Here is a 19471-nt window from a genome sequence, read left to right on the forward strand (position 1 = left end):
AGTGCCCGGTTTCTGTGAACTAGCGATTCTTGACGACGGCAGATGCCCCGAACCAGACGATAACGCCGACCACCGTGGCCGCACCGAGGGCAATACCAACGAGGGCGGCCGGGCTGTCCTCGCCCAGCTGGCGCAGCGCGTGGGTCACGCGACGCCGTGTGATGCGCAGCTGCTTGGGCAGATTGAGCTTATATTCGATCGCGTCTAGCGTGGACGCGAGTTCGGCGCGGGCGTTCCGCGCTTCGGCACGCAGGTCATTTGTGGTCATATTCGCCAACTCCCTTGAAGGCATCAACATCGTGACGGATGCTCGCGTGCATGCCATCTGGGTCGGGTTTAGTGGCCGCCTTCACCCGGTTCACGCCGATGAGCACGAGCACGGCGGCGATCAGCAGCAACGCGACCAGCACGATAAGCGTGGCCAGCCAGAGTGGCAGCACGAGGGCGAGCAAGATCACTGCGAGGGCGACGAGCACCCCGAGTGCGAAAAAGAGGAAAGCCCCGGCCACGATGAACACGGCGGCGCCGATCCCGAAATTCTTGGCCTTGGCGGCGAGCTCGGCCTTAAAGGCGTCTAGTTCGGCTTTGACGAGGGCGCTGATCTGGCCGGGCAGCTCCCCGATCAGGGCGAACAAGGGGCGCTTGCTCTTCGGGTTGAATCCACTGCTAGTCACGGATTGCCTTCCCTACGTTCGGGTGTCGGTGGGTGTCTGTATTCTTGGAGCTGGTTCGCAGTTAGCTCGCCAGGGAATCATCGGCGTCCGCCGCCGGCTTGGCCGTTGGGGTGGGCTTCGGGGTCGTTGGGGCGGCAGCCTTCGGCGTCGCTGGGGCATCCGCTTTCACTGTCGTTGCCGCCTTTTTCTTGGCGACGGCCTGATTGACGGCCTTCTTGCCGACTTTGAAGAGCGTGACGGGAACGTCGCCGACCAGTTCGAGAGCTGCGTCGCGCACCTCGGTCACCCGACGCTGCACGGGCTTGGCGTTCCAGAGATCGTTCGCGGCGGCAGCGATCTGGTCGTAGCGCTTGCGGCCGGCCCGGGCACCGAGCACGTAGCCGACGAGTCCGCCAGTGATGAACAGAAGCTTTCCGCGCATTGTGTCTCCACTTTCCTAAGGTCTCCCCAGACTAACCCGGTTCGCCGTTTCGCTATCGGGTCTCGCCGGGCAAGTCCGGGCCCGCTTGTGTCAATACAGGAAAGGCACAGTTTCAGGGCGTGGGCTGCCCGCCGCTCAGCCGAAAATCATCCTCCACTCGAATCTCTGTGCTGCATCGTGTCGGTGGCTCACGGTATCGTAAACCCTATGGCGATGGCAGAGGAAACGGTACTCATAGAGCCCGCTTTTGCCGTCCACGATTCGACTCCCAGCTCCCGCACTGCAAGCATCCGCACTACCGCCGTTCTCGCCGCAATACCCGAATGGTGGGCGCACCGCGCTGCCGCCGCCGGGCTGAACGGCGTGTGGCTCGACGTGCGCACGGCGATGTCAGCAATCCCGCCTCTTCCGTTGAGTTTGGGGCGCTGTGATGCGGGCGCCGCGCTCGTTCATTCTGGCCATACCCTCGGTCAGGCCTATGTTGAATCCCTCAGTCCACGCACGCGATCCGAGCACGGTCGGCACTACACGCCAGAGATCCTCGCCGATCGCCTCTGGCGCATGGCACGGGAAGCTCTCGGTTGGACATCCGACGATCATCAGCTTCCTGGCCTCGTGCGCGACCCCGCCTGCGGCGCAGGCGCACTCCTTTTACCCGTCCTACGCGAGCACCTGCGCGCGAGTTACTCGACCGATCCTTCGATCACGCTCGCGCAGCTCGCCAATCACATTCAAGGAATCGACCAAGATCCGTGGGCGGTCTACCTGGCAAACGTGGTGTTAGCTGCCGAGGTCTTGCCGACACTCGCCCGCATCCCAGAAAACCTTCGCCGCCCCGTTCCCGTTCTCGCGGTTGTTGGCGACGGCCTCGCTCCTCTATACCCGGCAGCCCTTGTCTCGATCATGAATCCGCCATACGGGCGCCTCAAACTCGACGACGCGACGCGGTCACGTTTTAGCGAAACGCTGTACGGGCATGCAAATTTGTACGGGTTGTTCATGGCGGCGGGCGCGGCCGGTCTTACCGACGATGGTGTCCTCGCCGCTCTCGTGCCGACGAGCTTTTCGGCCGGCCTGTACTTTCACAAGCTCCGCGAGCATCTGGCAGATCAGGCCCCCCTGCGGAGCCTGACCTTTGTACAGGATCGGGCCGGTGTTTTCAACGGTGTGATTCAGGAAACGTGCCTAGCTGTTTTCGCCCGACAGCGATCCCAGTGGGTGGATGTCGCTCGTTCGAATGGAACGATCACGGCCGTCGCGACAGTCCCCTCTCCTCGAGGTTCCCGCCCCTGGCTGATACCTCGCGAATCGTCCGACGCCGCGCTGGCCGCCGCGGCATCCGCTCTTCCGCTCACCCTGTCCGCTTGCGGATGGCACGCTTCGACAGGCCCACTCGTCTGGAACCGCCGTAAGCACGATCTGCACGCGCTACCAGGCACGGGTCGGCTGCGGATCATCTGGGCTGCAGATATCGATGGCGGAACGATCCACCGCGACAGCGCTCGTGATGACAAGAGATATCTCGCTACCTCCCTGCCCAGCGACAGCACCGTCATGGTGCTCGGGGAACCCGCGGTACTCGTTCAACGTACGACGTCACCGGAGCAGGTGCGCCGACTCGTGGCTGTTGACCTTTCGCCAAGCGTTCTCACCGAGCTCGGCGGCTCTGTCATCATCGAGAATCACGTCAACGTGCTGAGGCCGACGCTGCAAGCACCTCTGATTTCACGGACCACATTGGCGCGCGTGCTGGCTACGCCCACGTTTGATCGTCTGATGCGGTGCATTTCGGGTTCCGTCGCCGTCAGCTCCTATGAGCTGGCATCACTGCCGATGCCAGCTCCCGCTGTTCTGGCATCGTGGGAGAATTTGGACGGTGACGAGCTGGTGGATGCTGTGGAACAGGCCTATCGCATCGTCGGGATGGAATGAGCGGGTGGCTCCCCATCGTTTCGCGCGAACTATGCGCTGAACGCCTCGAACTCATTTTCCCCAGGATGGCGTTTGATACGTCGCTCTCAAATCCGCTGGCAGCCACCGCGATTGCAGCCATGATCTACGTCGGTGCCGTTCAGAACCCCGAGTTGACGGCCGAAGATCAACGGTACATCCGACCCAGCACAGTGCTCTGGCTGCGCGATGTCGTGCTGACCGGCCGCACCGCCGAGGCAGAGCGGCATGAATATCTGCGGGCGGCCTTGGGCCCGAAGGCGAACGCATCGGTAACCGAACTCATGGCTCGATGGAACATTCAGGCTTCTGCGTGGTACCGCGAGAACACCCGAGAGACACTACGGGACGAGACCCTTCCCGGCTGGAGGGCGCTCGGCGCCGTTGCCGATCGCCCGGGTGTCAAGACCTCAAGCCCCCATCCGCGCTGGATACTGACCCGACCGTTTGCGACGCTTTTCAATCCCACCCTCGAAGGCGACGCGCTCTACGCCGCCATCGCCGACTGGATCGCCCAGTACACCAGCGCTTCCGGCCGACTCAAGTCTGCCGGGGTGCGAAGGATGGCTCAAGCCGAACACGCGATTGATGTTCGACTTCCAACCGGCGAGAGTCGGCGGCTGGAACCGGGCACTGCGTCACTGATATTGAAGGGCGTCGTCGAACAGTGGGCGCCCCAACGTCTTCGTTCGCCGATCGTTATTTCTATTTCAGAGCCCGGTACGAAAATGGCGATGCTCGATCGGGAGGGGATGGCTGCCGCTGGCATTCATCTCGATGTGGCCAAGCTCCTTCCCGATGCGCTCCTGGCCGATTCTGGAACTGAGCCTCTCCAATTTTGGATCGTTGAGGCGGTCGCCACTGACGGCCCTATCGATGAGCCCCGCAAGGCTGCGCTCCTCGAATGGGCACTCTCCCAGGGAATTCCGGCGAATCACTGTCGATTCCTCACGGCGTTCGTGTCACGAAACTCAGGCCCTGCCAAACGGCGACTCAAAGACTTGGCTTCCGGAACCCACGCCTGGTTCCTCGACGAGCCCGGTTGCGAGCTGGCATGGGGCGTGATCTAGGCCGGCCCTTCGGCGCGGGCAACACCGGGGCAGGACGCACGCTCGAGTCAATACCGAGCGTGAACGAGAGGGCCCGTGCAGAACTGCGGACACTTAGTCGAAACCGGCCCGCTTTGGGCTGATTTCGCGGTTTTGCCCACGAACTTCCGCGGTTCGGGACGCGACTACGTGTCTGGTGCGGTGATGGTGAGGCCGAGGGCAGCGTGGCGGATGCGGTCGCCAGCTTCGAGCGCGTGCGGAATGACGGAGGCGAGGCCGGTTCCGGCCAGCCAGGCACCGGTGATCTCCAGCGCCGGAGCCTGGGCAACGGCCTCCCGCACCCGGTGCGTGCGCCCGGGCGCGCCGAGCGTGGCCGGCGACAGGGCGTCGCGCCACTCCGTGCGAGCGAAGGCGCGCACCGAGCTGGCGGGCAGCTGCACACCGAGCAGCGCGGACGCGTCGTGCAGCGCGAGGGCTTGCAACTCGCCGTCGCTCAGGTCGTCGGTCGGATTGGGCTGGCCAGCCCGACCGTAGGAGAGTCGCACAACGTGGCGGCCAGGGCCGGCCGCTTCGGCCACCCAGGCCCACTTGGCGGTGACGTGGGTGAGCGCCTTGGCGGTGACGTCGGGAGCATCCGCTGAGACGAGCACGCCAGTTCCGCGCGGGTGGGCGTCGAGGGCTGGCGCGTCGAGCACGAGCGTGGTGAGCGTGACGGCGGTCGGCTCTGGCCAGTCGAGTTCGGCGAGCGCGTCGAACTGGGCGCCGAGCGGGTTGACCAGCCGCAGGGCCTGCGCGCCCTGGGTGGCAATGATGACGTAGCGCGCGATGAGGGTGCTGTCGGTCGGCGCGGCGCTGTCGGTCGGCGCGGTGCTGTCGGTCGGCGCGGTGCTGTCGGTGGACACAGCGGATGCGTCGGGCGAGCCGCTGGGGGCGGCATCCGCTTGGCGGGTGGTGGTGACGGCCCAGGTCGGTGCTTCGTCGGTGCCGGAACGGGCTAGGGCTGTGGCTGTGGTTCCGGTCAGAATGGTCACGTTGTGGCGATCGAGGGAGGCCGCAATGGCGGCGGGCAGGCTGGCCATTCCGCCGAGCAGTCCGCCAACGTTGGAGCCGGCCGGGGCGCCGACGCGAAGCGCCGAGACCGCGCCGGAGAGGGAGCCGGCCGTGGTGAGGGCGCGGTTGAGCCCGGGGGCGACGACGTCGATTTCGAGGTCGACGGCGCTCGTCGTGTAGACACCGGAGGCGACGGGCTCGACCAGACGGTCGAGCACGCGCTGACCCATGCGCTTCTTCACGAGGTCGCCGAGACTGTGCTCGCGACCGATTGTGAGCACGGGCATGAGCCGGTCGCCGTAGGCGCGGAGCGCCCCCTTCCAGCCGATGACGCGGCGCACGTCGTCGGCGAGCGGCGATCCGGGAATGCCGAGCACGCCGGCCTTGGGCAGCGGGACGCTGACCGCGGCATGTGTTGTGGAGCGGGCGAGAGCTTGCCCCGTGGCGATCTTTCTCGCGCTGGCACGTGACGTTGCGGCAGCCAGAGCTGGCAGGTGCAGCCAGGCTCCGGCGACGTTGGGGGCGACGACCTGGTTGGTCAGCCCGAGATCATCGATAAATGCCGCGACCGTGCCTCCGCGCACGGCGAAGCTCTCGGCGCCGCTGTCGAGGGTGAGTCCGTCGAGAACGTGGCCGGCGACCGGGCCGCCGAGCGCATCCGTTGTTTCAATAATCGTGACACTCAGGCCGACCTGAGCGCATTCGCGGGCGGCGACCAGGCCGGCCACTCCCCCGCCGATGACGAGAACATCGATCATGACACTGCTCCTACTCGGCCGCGCTCACGTCGTGCACGAGGCTGACCAGTCGGGTGAGCACGTCGGGGTCGGTGTCGGGCGGAACGCCGTGGCCGAGGTTGAGCACGTGCGAGGGCGCGCTGCGGCCGCGTTCGAGCACGTCGCGCACGTGCGCTTCGAGCACGGGCCACGGCGCGGCCAGTAGGGCCGGATCGACGTTGCCCTGCACCGGAACGGCGCCGCCGAGCCGGCGATTTGCCTCGTCGAGCGGCACCCGGTAATCCACGCCCACGACGTCGGCGCCGATGTTGTGCATTTCTTTGAGCAGTTCGCCGGTTCCCACGCCGAAGTGCACGATCGGCACGTTGCGGTCGACGTCACTGGTGCCGTCGGTTCTGGCGTTATAAGTGAGGTCGCGCACGTGCGCGATCGCCGCCGCGGACGCTGGTGCAACGGATGTCGCATAGTCGGCCAAAGAGAGGGCTCCGGCCCACGAGTCAAACAGTTGGGCAGCGCTCGCGCCGGCGAGCACCTGGGCGCGCAGGAACCGGCCGGTGACATCGGCGGTCCAGGCCATGAGCCGGGCCCAGGCCTCGGGCTCGGCATGCATGAGCGTGCGGGCGTGGATGTGATCCTTGGACGGACCGCCCTCGACCAGGTACGCGGCGAGGGTGAATGGCGCGCCGGCGAATCCGATCAGCGGGGTCGATCCAAGCTGGGATACCGCGCGAGAGACGGCGTCCCTGATTGGAGCGAGCGCGTCGTCGAGGCTGGCCGGGTCGAGGGCGGTGAGCTCGTCGACATCCGCTGACGTGCGTACAGCTTTGCCGAGAACCGGACCCTTGCCGGCCACGATCGTCACGTCAACACCGACGAGCTTGAGCGGTACGACGATGTCGCTGAAGAAAATTCCGGCGTCGACGCTGTGTCGACGCACCGGCTGCAGCGAGATTTCGCTGGCCAACTCGGGGTCGAGGCAGACGTCGAGCATGCGTGTGCCGACGCGCAGTTCGCGATATTCGGGCAGTGATCGCCCGGCCTGGCGCATGAACCACACCGGGGTCGTCGCGGGCCGAACGCCCTGATAGGCCTGAATCAGGCTGGAATCGGCGGTGAGGCCGGAGGAGAGTGGATGCTGCGCGTCGAGGATCATCCCGCCCATTCTCTCAAATATCCCTGACGGTGTGCGCCGAGAGCGTACAGCATTGAGTCGTAGAATTGCGGAGTGCTTATTCTTTTGTCCGCCAGTCATAAAAACTCCACCTTCGATGTGCTGGAGAAATTGTCTGTGGGCGGGGGCTCGTCGGCCAGTCGCATGGTACAGCAACACGAGCCGCTCAGCGGTGCCGTCGTTGTCGCGACCTGCAACCGCTTCGAGGCTTACCTCGACCTCGATCAGCCATACGGCGTCTCGCCGCTGCCCGCGGTCTACGCGGCGATCGAAGCCGTGAGCGTGAGTACCGGCCTTGACGAAGACACTCTGCGCGACAATCTCACCCTCGTGCACGGTAATGGAGTCGCCGAGCACCTGTTCGCCGTGACCAGCGGCCTCGAATCCGTCGTCGTCGGCGAGGTTGAAATTGCCGGCCAGGTGCGCCGCGCACTCGAACAGGCTCGGGCCGACGGTACAACGAGCCCCGAACTTGAGCGCCTGTTTCAGCGCGCCTCTCAAACCTCTCGCGGCGTCAAGAACCGCACGGGCATTGGCTCGGCCGGACGCTCCATCGTGCGCCTTGCCCTCGAACTGGCCGAGAGCCGGGTCAGTGATTGGTCAAAAGCTCGCGTGCTCCTGGTCGGAACCGGCCGCTATGCTGGGGCCTCCCTCGCAGCCCTGCGCGACCGCGGAGCCGAGAACGTGCGCGTTTATTCGCCGTCCGGACGCGCCGTCGGTTTCGCTAACTCGCACGACATCGAAGCCGTTTCTTTAGACGATTTTGCCGCCGAGGTGGCCCGCGCCGACGTCGTCGTCACCTGCACCCTGCGCGATGACCACGTCATCGACGCTGCACTGATCACCCGCGGCCGCGCCGAAATTGGCGAGGACCCGTTTGCCCTTTCGGGTGCCACCGCCGACGCTCCGGCCCGGAGCTGCCCGGCTGACGTCGGCCCCGAGGCGCCGCCCCAGCTCATCATCGACCTCGGCCTGCCCCGCAACGTCGCGCCCGATGTGACCCAGGTGCCCGGTGTTGAGCTGCTTGATCTCGAAACCATCAGCATCCACGCGCCGCTCGAAGAGCTCAACGCGACGACCGAGGCGCGCGAAATCGTCGGCAAGGCCGCGCGTAAATTCTCCGACGTGGCCGAGGAACAAAGCCTCACCCCGGCCGTCGTCGCCCTGCGCAACTACGTATTCGAGCTGCGCGACGCCGAAATTGCCCGGGCCCGCCGCCGCGGCGACTCCAGTGAGGCGACCGAGTCGGCACTGCGCCACCTGGCCGGCGTGCTGCTGCACACCCCCATGGTGCGCGCCCGCGAACTCGCTCGCGCCGGCGAGCAGGACTCGTATCTCACCGGCCTCGACGCCCTGTTCGGCATCGACGTGACGCTGCCCGACGCCAGTGCAGCGAATGCCGGCGGCGTCGAGGCGCTCGCCTCCTAGGTCGCTCGGCCAACTCGCTCCCGGTCAGCCGCTTCGGCGGCGGCCTCAATGCCGTTAGGGCGATCAGCGCCCATCCGTTCGATCCGGGCCATCAGAGCGCGATGCCACCTTTGGCCCCTTGGTTTTCGCGAGATGCCACCTTTGGCCCCTCGGGGGAGCTCTCAAGGGGCCAAAGATGGCGACTCGCGCGCCGAGACTGGTCGTGCGGCGACAGGCCGCCACTCGCGGGCGTCACATCGGGCTGTCGACCTCAATCAAGGTGACTCCGGCGGGCGCCCCAGGCGATGACATTGCAGCGAGGGCCTCCGGCGCTTCAGCGAGGCTGATTCGCCGACTGATCAGGTCCCCCGGGCGCAGCCGGCCGCTCAATACCAGCTCCAGCAGCGCCGGATAGTCGTGGGCGGGCATGCCATGGCTACCGAGCACGGTCAGTTCCCTCGCGATCACCGTGCCCAGCGGCATCCGTGGGTCGTCGGCCAGCAGGCCGATCTGCACGTGCCGCCCGCGAATCGCCAGGGAACGGATGCCGATGGCCACCGTATTCTCCCGGCCAAGCGCCTCGAGACTCACCTGCGCGCCTTCTGGGGTAAGCGCCCGAATGCGCCTGACAACCTCCGCGTCGTCCAGCCCGAATGAGTTGACCACGTGCGCGGCGCCCACCCGAGTGGCCGCGTCGAGCGCGGCGGAACTGATGTCGACGGCGATGACCGTGGCGCCGAGAGCCTGCCCGATCATGACCGCGCTCAGGCCGACCCCGCCGCAGCCAACAACCACGAGGATTTCGCCAGCTTGCAAAGAGGCCTGGTGCACGAGGCCGCGGTACGACGTGGCGAATCGGCATCCGAGCAGCGCGGCAGCACCGGCGTCAAGGTCGTCGGGGATGGCGATCAGGTTCACGTCGGCGTTGTGCAGCGCGACGCGCTCGGCGTAGGAGCCCCAGTGGGTGGATCCGGGCTGGGTCTGGTTGCGGCAGACTTGGCCATTGCCAGCGTCGCACTCCGGGCACTCACCGCAGGCGCAGACGAACGGCACGGTCACCCGCTGCCCGACGCGGAACCGGCGCACCAGCGGCCCGACCTCATCGATGACACCGACCAGTTCATGGCCGGGAACGTGCGGCAACGCGATGTCGGAGTCATGGCCCAGCCAGCCGTGCCAGTCGCTGCGGCAGAGTCCGGTCGCCTCCACCCGCACGATCACGCCCGCCGCACTCAACTGCGGCTCTGGCACCTCGCGCAGCACCGGAAGAACGCCGAACTCTTCAAAATAGACAGCTTTCATGCTCTACAGTCTGCCCGACGGATGCCCGCGCCGCGGTTTTCGAGACTGTCTCGCGCAGTCCGATGGCGACCGGCATGCTCGACCAGCGGGGCTCCTTGATCGAGGCGCGAGCTTGCGAGCGATCGAGCTCCTTCGCGAGTCTCGATCGCTCGTGCCTCGCGCCTCGCGCATCGCGCATCGACCAGCGGGTTCCGCGCCTCGACTGGCGGGTGCCGCGCTCGGCATGCGCAGACCGCACGACGGCGCGCCCCAGCTCCGGCGCCTTGACCAGATAATCAGCCGACTCCGTCAGGGTCGACGGGAGCCAGTCGATCAGCAGCACCTCGACCACAACCGCGCTCCAACGCACCGGGTCATCGAGTCCTTGCTGAGTGCCGAACGCGAGAATCGACTCGAACAGCAGTCGATGGGCGTCGTCGTCGCGCGGCGACGCAAAGAAGTCCGCGCGCAGTTGCTCGAGTTGCTCGTCTGACCATTCCGCTGGCCGGTCATCGGCGCCCCCCTCCGGCAGCACTGAAACGATCCACTCCACGAGCGGCAGGCACTTCGACAACAGCTCGAAATCGATCGACGCCTCGAGCCCGGCGGTGCGGGCCAGCACGGGGTTCACGCGTGCCCGAGCATCAGCGAGTGAAAGATCGTGAGTCTCGGAGTCACCGTGCACCAGTCCCTGAGCGGCCCTCGCCCCAGCTCACAAGACCTCACGCAACGGCACACCGAAGACACAGGTGTCCTTCACGATCGTGCCCATGTTGTGGTTGATGTCCACGACGATGTCGAGGTCGCGGTTGCCCGGCAGGAGCACCCCGATGACAACCTTGTATCCGTCACGCAACACGTGGTGCAGCTCGGTGGAGCGGTCGGGCCGCACCTGATCGAAACGCAGCACCCAGCCGGGCGCGGCGTGGCTGCGGTGCGCGACCGAGGCGCGGATTCGCTCTTGCAGCGCGGTATCGCCCGCCAACTGCACGATGACCAGACGCCAGGCATCCGTCGGGCGCAGACCCGCCCGATCGAGCGCATTACACAGTTCTGGCACGGTCAGCGCTGAGACGGGCGAGCTGGTGGCGGCGGCAATGAGGCTGCTGGCCAGGGTCAGCTCCGTGGTAGGCGAGCCGGCACCGGCACTGTTTTACAGTGGCAATGAGACCGTTCGCCAGGAGCAAGAGAGCAGGCGGATGCGGGTCCCGCAGCTCCACATCAAGGCCCGCCAACAGGTCGGCGTGCGGTGCGTACGCAACACCGGTAAAATCCCGACACGCCGTGCCGGTGTCGCCCAAATTACGGCGCGTCGTGAAATTTACCGGTTCGACGTACCCAACCCGCTGATCGAGGCCGCCGAGATCGCCACGGACCAACGTGATCGATCTCGGCATCCACTTAAAGGCTAGGCACCGCGCAGACGCACAGCCAGATAGGCCTCGAGCTCGGCGAGCGGCACGCGCTCCTGCGCCATGGTGTCGCGGTCGCGCACGGTGACGGCCTGGTCGTCGAGGGAGTCGAAGTCGACCGTGATGCAGAACGGGGTGCCGATCTCGTCTTGACGGCGGTAGCGTCGGCCGATCGCGCCGGCGTCATCAAAGTCGACGTTCCAGAGCTGGCGCAGGCTCGCGGCGAGCTCGCGTGCCATCGGCGACAGTCGCTCATTGCGTGACAGTGGCAGAATCGCGGCCTTGACCGGCGACAGGCGCGGGTCGAGCTTGAGTACGGTGCGCTTGTCGACGCCGCCCTTGGCGTTTGGAACTTCTTCTTCGACGTACGCGTCGACCAAAAACGCCATCAGCGAGCGGGTCAGACCAGCGGCGGGCTCGATCACCCAGGGAACCCAGCGCTCGTTCTTAGTCTGGTCGAAGTAGGACAGATCTTTACCGGATGCCTTGGCGTGCGTTGACAGGTCAAAGTCGCCACGGTTTGCCACGCCTTCGAGCTCACCGAACTCGGTTCCGGTGAAGCCGAAGCGGTATTCGATGTCGACGGTGCGCTTGGAGTAGTGCGAGAGCTTTTCGGCCGGGTGTTCGAACAGGCGCAGGTTCTCGGGATTGATGCCGAGGTCGGTATACCACTTCATGCGGGTGTCGATCCAGTACTGGTGCCAGGTCTCGTCGGTTCCGGGTTCGACGAAGAATTCCATCTCCATCTGCTCGAACTCGCGGGTGCGGAAGATGAAGTTTCCGGGGGTGATCTCGTTGCGAAAGCTCTTGCCGATCTGGCCGATTCCGAACGGAGGCTTGGAGCGCGACGCCTGCAGCACGTTGGCGAAGTTCACGAAGATGCCCTGCGCGGTTTCGGGGCGCAGATAGTGCATGCCGGCCTCGTCATCTACCGGCCCGAGGTAGGTCTTGAGCAGTCCGGAGAAGGCGCGCGGCTCGGTCCAGATGTGACGGTTGCCGCAGTTCGGGCACGCGATGTCATCGAGCCCGTTCTCGGGCGGGCGGCCCTTCTTCTCCTCATACTGCTCTTCGAGGTGGTCGGCGCGAAAACGCTTGTGGCAGCTGGTGCACTCGATCAACGGGTCACTGAAAACCTCGACGTGACCGGACGCCTCCCAGACCTGACGAGGCAAAATCACGGACGAGTCAAGGCCAACGACGTCATCGCGGCTGGTGACCATCGAGCGCCACCACTGCTTCTTGATGTTCTCTTTGAGCTCCACGCCGAGGGGCCCGTAGTCCCAGGCGGAGCGGGAACCGCCGTAGATCTCACCGGCCTGAAAGACGAAGCCGCGGTGGCGGGCGAGGGCGATAACGGAATCAAGATGGGTGGGCGTCGCCACGGTGGCTCCAATGGTCGAGGGCGCAGATTGCGGGCGAGTGCCCGATTATCTATTTTACGCGCTCGATCCGGGGCAGTTTCCCGCCCGGGGGCTGCGGCACGTTCGGAACCGTGCGGAATCTCATGTCGAAGGGATGCTAGACCTGTGTCATAGGCCATGGTGGCTCTCTCAGCGCGTCGTCAGCGCGCTGTCAAATGACAGCGGCAGCTATTATTCCGCCACTGCGAACTACGCCGCCACCAGCACGGCCGCCGCGCCGACAGTCTGGGACGATGACGATCGGGGGTGGGGCAGAGCGCCTGAGCGTGCTTGGTTCTCGCCTCGGCCGGCTGCCGGTTCCTCGGGCAGGGCTTCATCCCGCGCTCTGGGCGGTGGCCCTGTTCGGGTTCGGGCCGCTGTCGTTCATTTTGCAGGTGGCTTACGCCGAGAGCCTGTTTCTGGTCCTGGTCTTTGCGAGCCTGTGGATGATGCTGTCGAAGCGGTATCTGCTAATGATTCCATTCGCCGTGATGGCCGCGTTCACCCGGCCTGGTGTGCTCGCGCTGTCGCTGGCACTCGCAATCATGCTGGTGCTGCACTGGCGCGAACGAGATCGATTCGCGTGGAGTGAGCCCTGGGCAATCGTGGCCGCCGGGTTGATCATCGCGGCGACCGGGTTCGGGTGTGGTTGTCGCGGCGATCATGCTGCTCTGGTCCATTGGTTACCCCTGAGCCGTGACTTTCAGTCGCCGAGTCGTGAGTTTTAACTCATTCAAATCGGGTTCAAACTCACGGCGCGACGGCTGCATAAGGGTAAAACTCGGGCCCAACGGGGGCTTCCCTGACCACAGCCCGTTAGCGCTCGATCGGCTCGCCGAACAGCACGAACAGCCAGATCACGATCGACAGGATCACCATCGACCACGTGATCATGCCGAGGAACAGCCGGGTCGAGATCGAGGGGCGTGGCGCTGGTGTGCCACCCGGTTCGACAATGGGATCATCGCGTAGCGAATGGCGCACCTGGCTCCAGATCGCCGGAACGAGCACGAGCAGCGCCGAGACGATCACGATCACCAGCGCTGACACGGTGAAGAGCGACTGCGCGGAGTCCGTCCACAGGCTCAGGCCGATGGGGAGGGCGAAGCCCAGCAGGGCGGCGACCACGACCATCCAGGCGCGCGGGCGCACCCTCGCCAGGGAAGACAGAAACGTCGGCATCAGCACCGCGCCGATGAACACGACCGCGAACATCGAGAGTGTGGGCAGGTCGACGCTGACCGCCTCACCCTGCACGAGAGGCAGCGCTGAAACCAGGAACCCGATGAGCCCGAGCACTCCGAGACCCGCCCGCAGCCCCGCACCATTTACGGCTTTTCGCGGGATGGTCGGCAGATCGAGCTCATCCGCATAGCGTTTGGGACTGCCGAAGCACTCCTCGGCGCTCGTGCCGGCATCGGCGAGAAACTCCCGGGCGCTGGCCACAGCATCGCCAATGGCGCTGCCCGGCACCGCGAGCAGCCGCAGTTCGATGGTGAATTCATCGAACCAGGTGGCGTCATCCGTCTTCGCCGAGCGGATGCCGGTGCTGCCGTTGTCAGAATCGCACGGGTTGCTGGTCGTCATGATTCGGCCGGGCCTTTCTATTGCGAGATCGGGCATTACTGGTTGTCCGGGGAGAAGACGAAGATGAGGACGAAGCTGCCGGCGCCATAAAACACCATCATCCAGTTCGTGACCACGACAAAGAAGCGCGACCCCAGCGATGGGCGCTGATCGGACTCCGCGCCCGGTTGCAGGATGGGATCGTCACTGAGATTGTGGCGCACCTGATTCCAGATGGATGGCCCCACCAGCAGAATTCCGGCTCCGATGGCAATCGGCAGCGCGGGAACGGTGAACAGTACCGCTTGCCCCCACCACACGCTGAGCAGAACGGGACCGGCGCCGCCGACCAAAATCCCAGCGAAAATCATCCCCACCACCACGGGGCGTGAACGCGCGCGCAACAGTACCGGGATAACTCTCGGTATCAAAGGCAACATCAGGGCCATCGCCACGAGGGACACGAGCATCCACACTCTAACGGCCAAGTCGTCGTCGCCGCTCGCGAGGGGGAACGACGTCTGGCCGAAAACGACCAGCCCGATCACCCCGATCCCAGTGGTGAGCGCGACCTCATTGGTCTTGGCTGTGGCCACGGCCGGCAGGTCAAGCTTCGCGGCGTAGCGTTTGGGGCTCCCAAAGGACTCCTCGGCGCTCGTCCCGGCATCGGCGAGAAACTCGCGGGCGCTGGCCACGGTATCGCCAATGGCAGCGCCGCTGACATCGAGCAGGCGCAGTTCGATCGTGAGATCCTCGAGCCAGGCTGCGTTGTCGGTCTCTCGTGCGGTCTCGTCCAAGCGGATGCCGGTGGGTTTGCCAGGCGCAGCGGCGTCGCCCGGGATAGCGCCGCCCGCAACGGTGCTCTGTGAATCGGCGGTGCGTGACGTACCGCTGCCGAAATCGCTGTTGTCGTGATCGCGTGGGTTGCTGGTCGTCATGATTCGGCCGGCCCTTTCTGCAAGTGGTCGTGCACGGTGGTGGAGAAGAGTTGCCAGTGCGCGGCCTGGTCTGTGAGCTCCTGCTGTCCGGCGTCGGTGAGCGAGAAGTATTTGCGCCCCGGTCCCCCGGCGCCCGGTCGCCATTCGGCGGCGATCCAGCCGGCGGCTTCAAAACGGGTGAGCAGCGGATAGAGCGTGCCGCCTTTGATAGCGCCAAAGCCCGCGGTTTCGAGCGCGGTAGCGATCGCGTAGCCGTAGGTCGGGCCGGGCGCGAGCGTGCGGAGCACGCTGAGGCCGAGGGCGGCGCGCATCCACTCGGCTGGCCAGGGTTTGAGTTGCATGACTATATAGTCTCACTAGCTAGCCAGGCTGTCTACTCGGACCGCATATCGCCCCCGCCCGGCGCGGCACGGACGCCGCGCTGAAACTCAGCAACCCGCCTCTTTTGCGAATGATTACCATTCTCATATAAGGTTGCCATCATGTCTCGCGCCAGTACTCGCCGCGTGATCCTGCCCGTTCTGAGCGTGACACTGGTCGCCACTCTGGTCGCGGCGGTCTCAGTCGGGTCGGTATCGGTGCCACTCGACGCGACGTTTTTTTCCCTTTACCGACTCCTCACCGGCGGCATCATCACGCCAGAGGCCAGCCTCATCACCGGCGTACGACTGCCCCGCGCCCTCGTCGCCCTGCTCGTTGGCGCCGCACTCGGTGTCGCCGGCGCGGTCATGCAGGCCGTCTTTCGCAACCCCCTGGCCGAACCGGGCATCACCGGAGTCTCGAGCGGCGCCGCCGTGGCAGCCGTTTTGCTCATCGTGACCGGCGCCGCCACCACGTCTCCGTGGACGCTGCCGCTCGGCGCCTTCATCGGCGCGCTGAGCGCCGTCGCCATCGTGCAGGTCGTCGCCCTCTCCTCCCGCCGTGAGGGCACCGCCACGCTGCTGCTGGTCGGCATCGCGCTCAACGCCTTTTTGGGCGCGATTGTCGCCGCTGCGCTGGCCAACGCTCGCAATCCCGACGATGTGCGTTCGGTCATTTTCTGGCTCAACGGTGACCTCACCGGCCGCACCATGCACGACGTACAGCTCGCCGTCGTGCCAATCTGCGCGGCCATCATCACGGTGCTGTTTTTCGGTCGCGACCTCAACCTGCTCCTGCTCGGTGAGGCCATCGCCCAGAGCAGCGGAGTCAACGTTCCCGTCGTGCGGCAAACCCTGCTCGTGCTTGCCGCCCTCATGACCGCCGCCGCGGTCTCAATCACCGGCGTCATCTCCTTCGTCGGCTTGGTCGTTCCACATGCCGTGCGCCTGGTTCTCGGCTCCGACCACCGCCTGCTCGTGCCGGCCAGCGCACTGACCGGCGCCATCTTTTTGCTGGTCGCCGACGTGGGAGCTCGCCTGCTGCTGCACCCAGTCGTGCTGCAAACCGGCACCATCACCGCCCTCATCGGTGCCCCGGTACTGCTCGCGCTTATTCTGCGCCGAAAGCGAGCCTGATGGGCGATCCCACCCCACTCGAAGCGCGCCACCTCAACGTTTTCTTTGGCGAACGCCAGGTGCTTCACGACCTCTCGCTGACCACAGCCCCGGGCCGCGTGCACGGTCTCATCGGCCCAAACGGCGCCGGCAAGTCCACTGTCCTGCGCGCACTGGCCGGGCTGGTGCGCATCCGCTCGGGCAACGTTTTGCTCGCCGGCCACACTCTTGCCCGTCTCTCCGCGCGCGAACGGGCACGCTCCATCGCGCTACTCCCCCAAGACACCGCCCTCGACGCAGACTTCACCGGCACCGAACTCGTTCTTATGGGGCGCTACGCCCGCCACGGCCGATTCGGCGCGCTCAACGCCCACGACGAGCGGATGGCCGCTGCCGCACTCACCCAGACCGGCGCCGCCGCGTGGGCCCACCGCGGCGTCGGAGCCCTCTCGGGCGGACAACGTCAACTCACCCAGCTCGCCCGCGCCCTCGCGCAAGAGCCGAGCGTTCTGCTGCTCGATGAGCCCACCTCCGCCCTCGACCTCAAATACCAGACGCAGGTGCTCGAGCTCATGCGCGCCCAGGCCGCGCGCGGCTGCACGGTCGTTGTCGTGTTGCACGACCTCACCCTTGCTGCTCGATATTGCGACGATCTCACCCTCATCAACGACGGCCGCGTGCACAGCCACGGTTCGGCCGCCCACGTTCTACAGCCGAGCGCACTCGCCACCGTCTACGGCATTGACGTGCACGTGGCGACCGATCCGGTCACCCAATCCCTGCGCGTGACCGCGCGTGAGCGCACCGCGCTCCAACCCACGAATGACAAAGAAAGAGAATCATGACCGGTTCCAAGACAACCTTCATTGCAACAATGGCCCTCGCCGTACTGTTCGCCACGACGTCGTGCGCGGAGCCGCCCGCGAACACGGCGCGCGACGAGGTGGCCAGCGCGGCGGCATCCGTTTCAGAAGAAAGCTGGCCGCGCACGGTGACCGTCGGTGAGAGTAGCGTGACGATTGCCGCCAAGCCCGTGCGCATCGCTGCTCTGAGCTCGGAGACCGGCGATCTCGCTCTTGCCCTGGCCGACCCGTCGCGGTTCGTCGCGATCGCGGCGGGCAGCGTTGCCGAGGGCACCGGCACCCAGCTCGCGGCGGCCGGTAAGGTCGGCACGGTGTTGCCAGCGGGCACAACGCCCGACCCCGAGCGGGTGCTCGCGCTCAACCCCGACCTCGTGCTGCTCACCGGGCGGCACGGCGGTGAGCAGCAAACGCAGAAGGTTCTCGAAGAGCTGGGCATTCCGGTGCTCGCTTTCAGCTCCGCCGACTTTGCCTCCCTCGGCGGTCTCGAAAACAGCATCGACGTGCTCGGCGCCGCCCTGGGGCAGCAGGCCGACGCCGATGCCCTGATCAGCGAGTTGCACGACATGACGGATGCCGTCATCGCGCAGGTCGCGGGGGTCACCGACAGTCCTCGGGTGCTCAGCCTGATGGCCCGCGGTGGAAAGGTGTTCATTCTTTCGGCCGAGTCGATGCTGAACAGCCTCGTTGGCATAAGCGGCGGCGACGCCATCGCCGTGAGCAGCGATATCACGGCCGCCATTCCGGCCGACGTGGAGACCATTGTGGCGATGAACCCCGACGTTATTCTGGTCGAGGACTTTCAGGGTGCCGGGCTCGCACCGTTCGAGGCGCTGCTTGGCCACGCCGCCCTCGCCGCGGTTCCAGCAATTGTCGACTCCGAGGTGCATACCGTGTCGTCAACACTCGCCTCGGCGACCTCCGGGCTGAACACCGCAGACGGTCTTGCGGTGATCGCGGAGCTGCTGCACGGGTTCTAAGACGTCGCCCGCGCGTTCTTCTCCCGCGGTTCTTTCCCGCGTGTCAGCTCGCGCGTTTCAGCTCCCTCCGCCGAGCCGTGAGGTTCGCCCCGTTCGAATCGGGGCGAACCTCACGGTTCGGCGACGGGCGACGGGCGTCGGGCGTCACGCGTCACGCGTCACGCGTCACGCCAGCGTGCCGTCGACGAGCTTCACGATGATCGAGCAGTCCTTGCCGCCCTGACCCTGGTCGACCAGGCGCTGAAACAGCTGGGCAACGTGCGTGCCGATCTCGAGCGGCGTGTCGGTGGCGGCCGCGGCGGCGATCGCAAGGCCGATGTCCTTGTTGGCGAGCTCGGCCGTGAAGGTCGGCGCAAAGTCGCGGTTCACCGCCGCCGACGGCACCACGCCCTCGATCGGATACCAGGTACGCAGCGCCCAGCTATCGCCCGACGAAACGGATGCGATATCCCAGAAAACCTGCGGGTCTAGTCCCAGCCGATCGGCCAAAACAGCCCCCTCCGAGGTCGCGGCCAGATTGATGAACAGCATGAGGTTGTTGCAGATCTTCGCGGCCTGGCCGGTCGTTGCCCCGCCGGTCGGGATGATATTCGCCGCCATCGGCTGGATGTAGGTGGTCGCGTCGGCGACGGCATCCGCAACACCTCCGATCATGAAGGTGAGCGTGCCCTTTTCGGCGCCGGTGATGCCGCCAGAGACCGGGGCGTCGACCAAGCGAAAACCCGCTGCTTTTGCCGCGTCATGCAGGGCCTGGGACGATTCAATGTCGATCGTCGAAGATTCCACCAGCAGAGTCTTCGGGTCGGCGTTGGCGAACACTCCCGCGTCGCCGAAGTACACCGCGCGGGCGTGCTCGCCCTTGGGAAGCATGGTGAAGACGACGTCGGCGCCGGTGACGGCGTCCGCGATGCCGGTCGCGCGGGTCACGCCAGCGGCCACCGCAGCGTCGAGAGCCTCGGTGTTGAGGTCGAAGCCGCGCACGCTGTGCCCGGCCTTGATGAGGTTTGCCGTCATGGGACCGCCCATGTGGCCGAGTCCAATCCATCCGATGACCGCCATGGCATAGCTCCTTCGCTCGTGCCGGGCGTCTATGCCCGTCC

General features: G+C 65.9%; 21 protein-coding genes. 8 read left to right on the top strand and 13 right to left on the bottom strand.

Annotated features, from left to right (window positions below):
• Positions 1–19: 19 nt before the first annotated feature.
• The 3 genes from CXY75_RS07975 to CXY75_RS07985 form a co-directional block, all read right to left on the bottom strand.
• Positions 20–268: a hypothetical protein gene (locus tag CXY75_RS07975; protein WP_104082288.1), complete on the bottom strand. Its 249-nt coding sequence runs from the start codon at positions 266–268 to the stop codon at positions 20–22.
• Positions 255–674, bottom strand: a complete 420-nt coding sequence (locus tag CXY75_RS07980; protein WP_104082289.1) for a phage holin family protein — start codon at positions 672–674, stop codon at positions 255–257. Before CXY75_RS07980 ends, CXY75_RS07975 begins: the two co-directional genes overlap by 14 nt.
• A 61-nt stretch (positions 675–735) precedes the next feature.
• The gene (locus tag CXY75_RS07985; protein WP_104082290.1) at positions 736–1095 is read right to left on the bottom strand and encodes a hypothetical protein; all 360 of its coding nucleotides are present in this window, start codon (positions 1093–1095) and stop codon (positions 736–738) included.
• Between the two features lie 213 nt (positions 1096–1308).
• On the opposite strand from CXY75_RS07985, the gene CXY75_RS07990 reads away from it, so the two are divergent.
• Entirely contained in the window at positions 1309–3027 is a 1719-nt protein-coding gene (locus tag CXY75_RS07990) for an Eco57I restriction-modification methylase domain-containing protein (RefSeq protein ID WP_158251159.1), read from the top strand.
• Positions 3024–4115 carry a BsuBI/PstI family type II restriction endonuclease gene (locus tag CXY75_RS07995; RefSeq protein ID WP_104082292.1) on the top strand — a complete coding sequence of 364 codons (1092 nt, stop codon included), beginning with the start codon at positions 3024–3026 and terminating at the stop codon, positions 4113–4115. Before CXY75_RS07990 ends, CXY75_RS07995 begins: the two co-directional genes overlap by 4 nt.
• A gap of 164 nt (positions 4116–4279) precedes the next feature.
• On the opposite strand, the gene CXY75_RS08000 is transcribed toward CXY75_RS07995, so the two are convergent.
• Complete coding sequence (locus CXY75_RS08000) at positions 4280–5902, bottom strand: NAD(P)/FAD-dependent oxidoreductase (protein WP_104082293.1); 1623 nt, start codon at positions 5900–5902, stop codon at positions 4280–4282.
• Between the two features lie 10 nt (positions 5903–5912).
• Complete coding sequence (gene hemE, locus CXY75_RS08005) at positions 5913–7034, bottom strand: uroporphyrinogen decarboxylase (RefSeq protein ID WP_104082294.1); 1122 nt, start codon at positions 7032–7034, stop codon at positions 5913–5915.
• 72 nt (positions 7035–7106) lie between these two features.
• Here hemE and CXY75_RS08010 point away from each other — a divergent pair, with 72 nt between their 5' ends.
• Positions 7107–8480, top strand: a complete 1374-nt coding sequence (locus CXY75_RS08010) for a glutamyl-tRNA reductase (protein ID WP_104082295.1) — start codon at positions 7107–7109, stop codon at positions 8478–8480.
• Positions 8481–8711: 231 nt separating this feature from the next.
• Here the strand turns inward: CXY75_RS08010 and CXY75_RS08015 are convergent, their stop codons facing one another.
• The 3 genes from CXY75_RS08015 to CXY75_RS08025 all read right to left on the bottom strand — a co-directional run bounded on the left by CXY75_RS08015 (position 8712) and on the right by CXY75_RS08025 (position 10800).
• Positions 8712–9761, bottom strand: coding sequence for an alcohol dehydrogenase catalytic domain-containing protein (locus CXY75_RS08015; protein WP_104082296.1), 1050 nt, complete (start codon positions 9759–9761; stop codon positions 8712–8714).
• Positions 9742–10371, bottom strand: a complete 630-nt coding sequence (locus CXY75_RS08020) for a hypothetical protein (protein WP_146069407.1) — start codon at positions 10369–10371, stop codon at positions 9742–9744. Before CXY75_RS08020 ends, CXY75_RS08015 begins: the two co-directional genes overlap by 20 nt.
• A gap of 81 nt (positions 10372–10452) precedes the next feature.
• A complete protein-coding gene (locus tag CXY75_RS08025; protein ID WP_104082298.1) occupies positions 10453–10800 on the bottom strand; it encodes a hypothetical protein in 348 nt (115 codons plus the stop codon).
• 37 nt (positions 10801–10837) lie between these two features.
• Here CXY75_RS08025 and CXY75_RS08030 point away from each other — a divergent pair, with 37 nt between their 5' ends.
• A complete protein-coding gene (locus CXY75_RS08030) occupies positions 10838–11152 on the top strand; it encodes a hypothetical protein (RefSeq protein ID WP_104082299.1) in 315 nt (104 codons plus the stop codon).
• Here CXY75_RS08030 and CXY75_RS08035 read toward each other — a convergent pair.
• On the bottom strand, positions 11149–12534 hold the full coding sequence (locus CXY75_RS08035; protein ID WP_104082300.1) for a glycine--tRNA ligase: 1386 nt from the start codon (positions 12532–12534) through the stop codon (positions 11149–11151). The two genes, CXY75_RS08030 and CXY75_RS08035, sit on opposite strands and share 4 nt — an antisense overlap.
• A 272-nt stretch (positions 12535–12806) precedes the next feature.
• On the opposite strand from CXY75_RS08035, the gene CXY75_RS08040 reads away from it, so the two are divergent.
• Entirely contained in the window at positions 12807–13280 is a 474-nt protein-coding gene (locus CXY75_RS08040; protein ID WP_104082301.1) for a hypothetical protein, read from the top strand.
• Between the two features lie 88 nt (positions 13281–13368).
• Here the strand turns inward: CXY75_RS08040 and CXY75_RS08045 are convergent, their stop codons facing one another.
• The 3 genes from CXY75_RS08045 to CXY75_RS08055 are packed head-to-tail and all read right to left on the bottom strand — an operon-like array spanning position 13369 to position 15397.
• On the bottom strand, positions 13369–14139 hold the full coding sequence (locus CXY75_RS08045) for a hypothetical protein (protein ID WP_104082302.1): 771 nt from the start codon (positions 14137–14139) through the stop codon (positions 13369–13371).
• Positions 14140–14174: 35 nt separating this feature from the next.
• Positions 14175–15056, bottom strand: coding sequence for a hypothetical protein (locus CXY75_RS08050; RefSeq protein WP_104082303.1), 882 nt, complete (start codon positions 15054–15056; stop codon positions 14175–14177).
• On the bottom strand, positions 15053–15397 hold the full coding sequence (locus CXY75_RS08055; protein WP_104082304.1) for a PadR family transcriptional regulator: 345 nt from the start codon (positions 15395–15397) through the stop codon (positions 15053–15055). Before CXY75_RS08055 ends, CXY75_RS08050 begins: the two co-directional genes overlap by 4 nt.
• Positions 15398–15538: 141 nt before the next feature.
• Here CXY75_RS08055 and CXY75_RS08060 point away from each other — a divergent pair, with 141 nt between their 5' ends.
• Genes CXY75_RS08060 through CXY75_RS08070 form a run of 3 tightly spaced genes read left to right on the top strand, consistent with a single transcriptional unit; the run spans position 15539 to position 18371 of the window.
• Entirely contained in the window at positions 15539–16552 is a 1014-nt protein-coding gene (locus CXY75_RS08060; protein WP_104082305.1) for an iron ABC transporter permease, read from the top strand.
• Positions 16552–17376 carry an ABC transporter ATP-binding protein gene (locus CXY75_RS08065; protein WP_104082306.1) on the top strand — a complete coding sequence of 275 codons (825 nt, stop codon included), beginning with the start codon at positions 16552–16554 and terminating at the stop codon, positions 17374–17376. Before CXY75_RS08060 ends, CXY75_RS08065 begins: the two co-directional genes overlap by 1 nt.
• Complete coding sequence (locus CXY75_RS08070) at positions 17373–18371, top strand: ABC transporter substrate-binding protein (RefSeq protein WP_104082307.1); 999 nt, start codon at positions 17373–17375, stop codon at positions 18369–18371. Before CXY75_RS08065 ends, CXY75_RS08070 begins: the two co-directional genes overlap by 4 nt.
• A 165-nt stretch (positions 18372–18536) precedes the next feature.
• Here the strand turns inward: CXY75_RS08070 and mmsB are convergent, their stop codons facing one another.
• Positions 18537–19430, bottom strand: coding sequence for a 3-hydroxyisobutyrate dehydrogenase (mmsB, locus tag CXY75_RS08075; RefSeq protein WP_104082308.1), 894 nt, complete (start codon positions 19428–19430; stop codon positions 18537–18539).
• Positions 19431–19471: the final 41 nt, after the last annotated feature.

The sequence above is a fragment of the Cryobacterium sp. Y11 genome (assembly GCF_002929535.1).
GTDB lineage: Bacteria > Actinomycetota > Actinomycetes > Actinomycetales > Microbacteriaceae > Cryobacterium.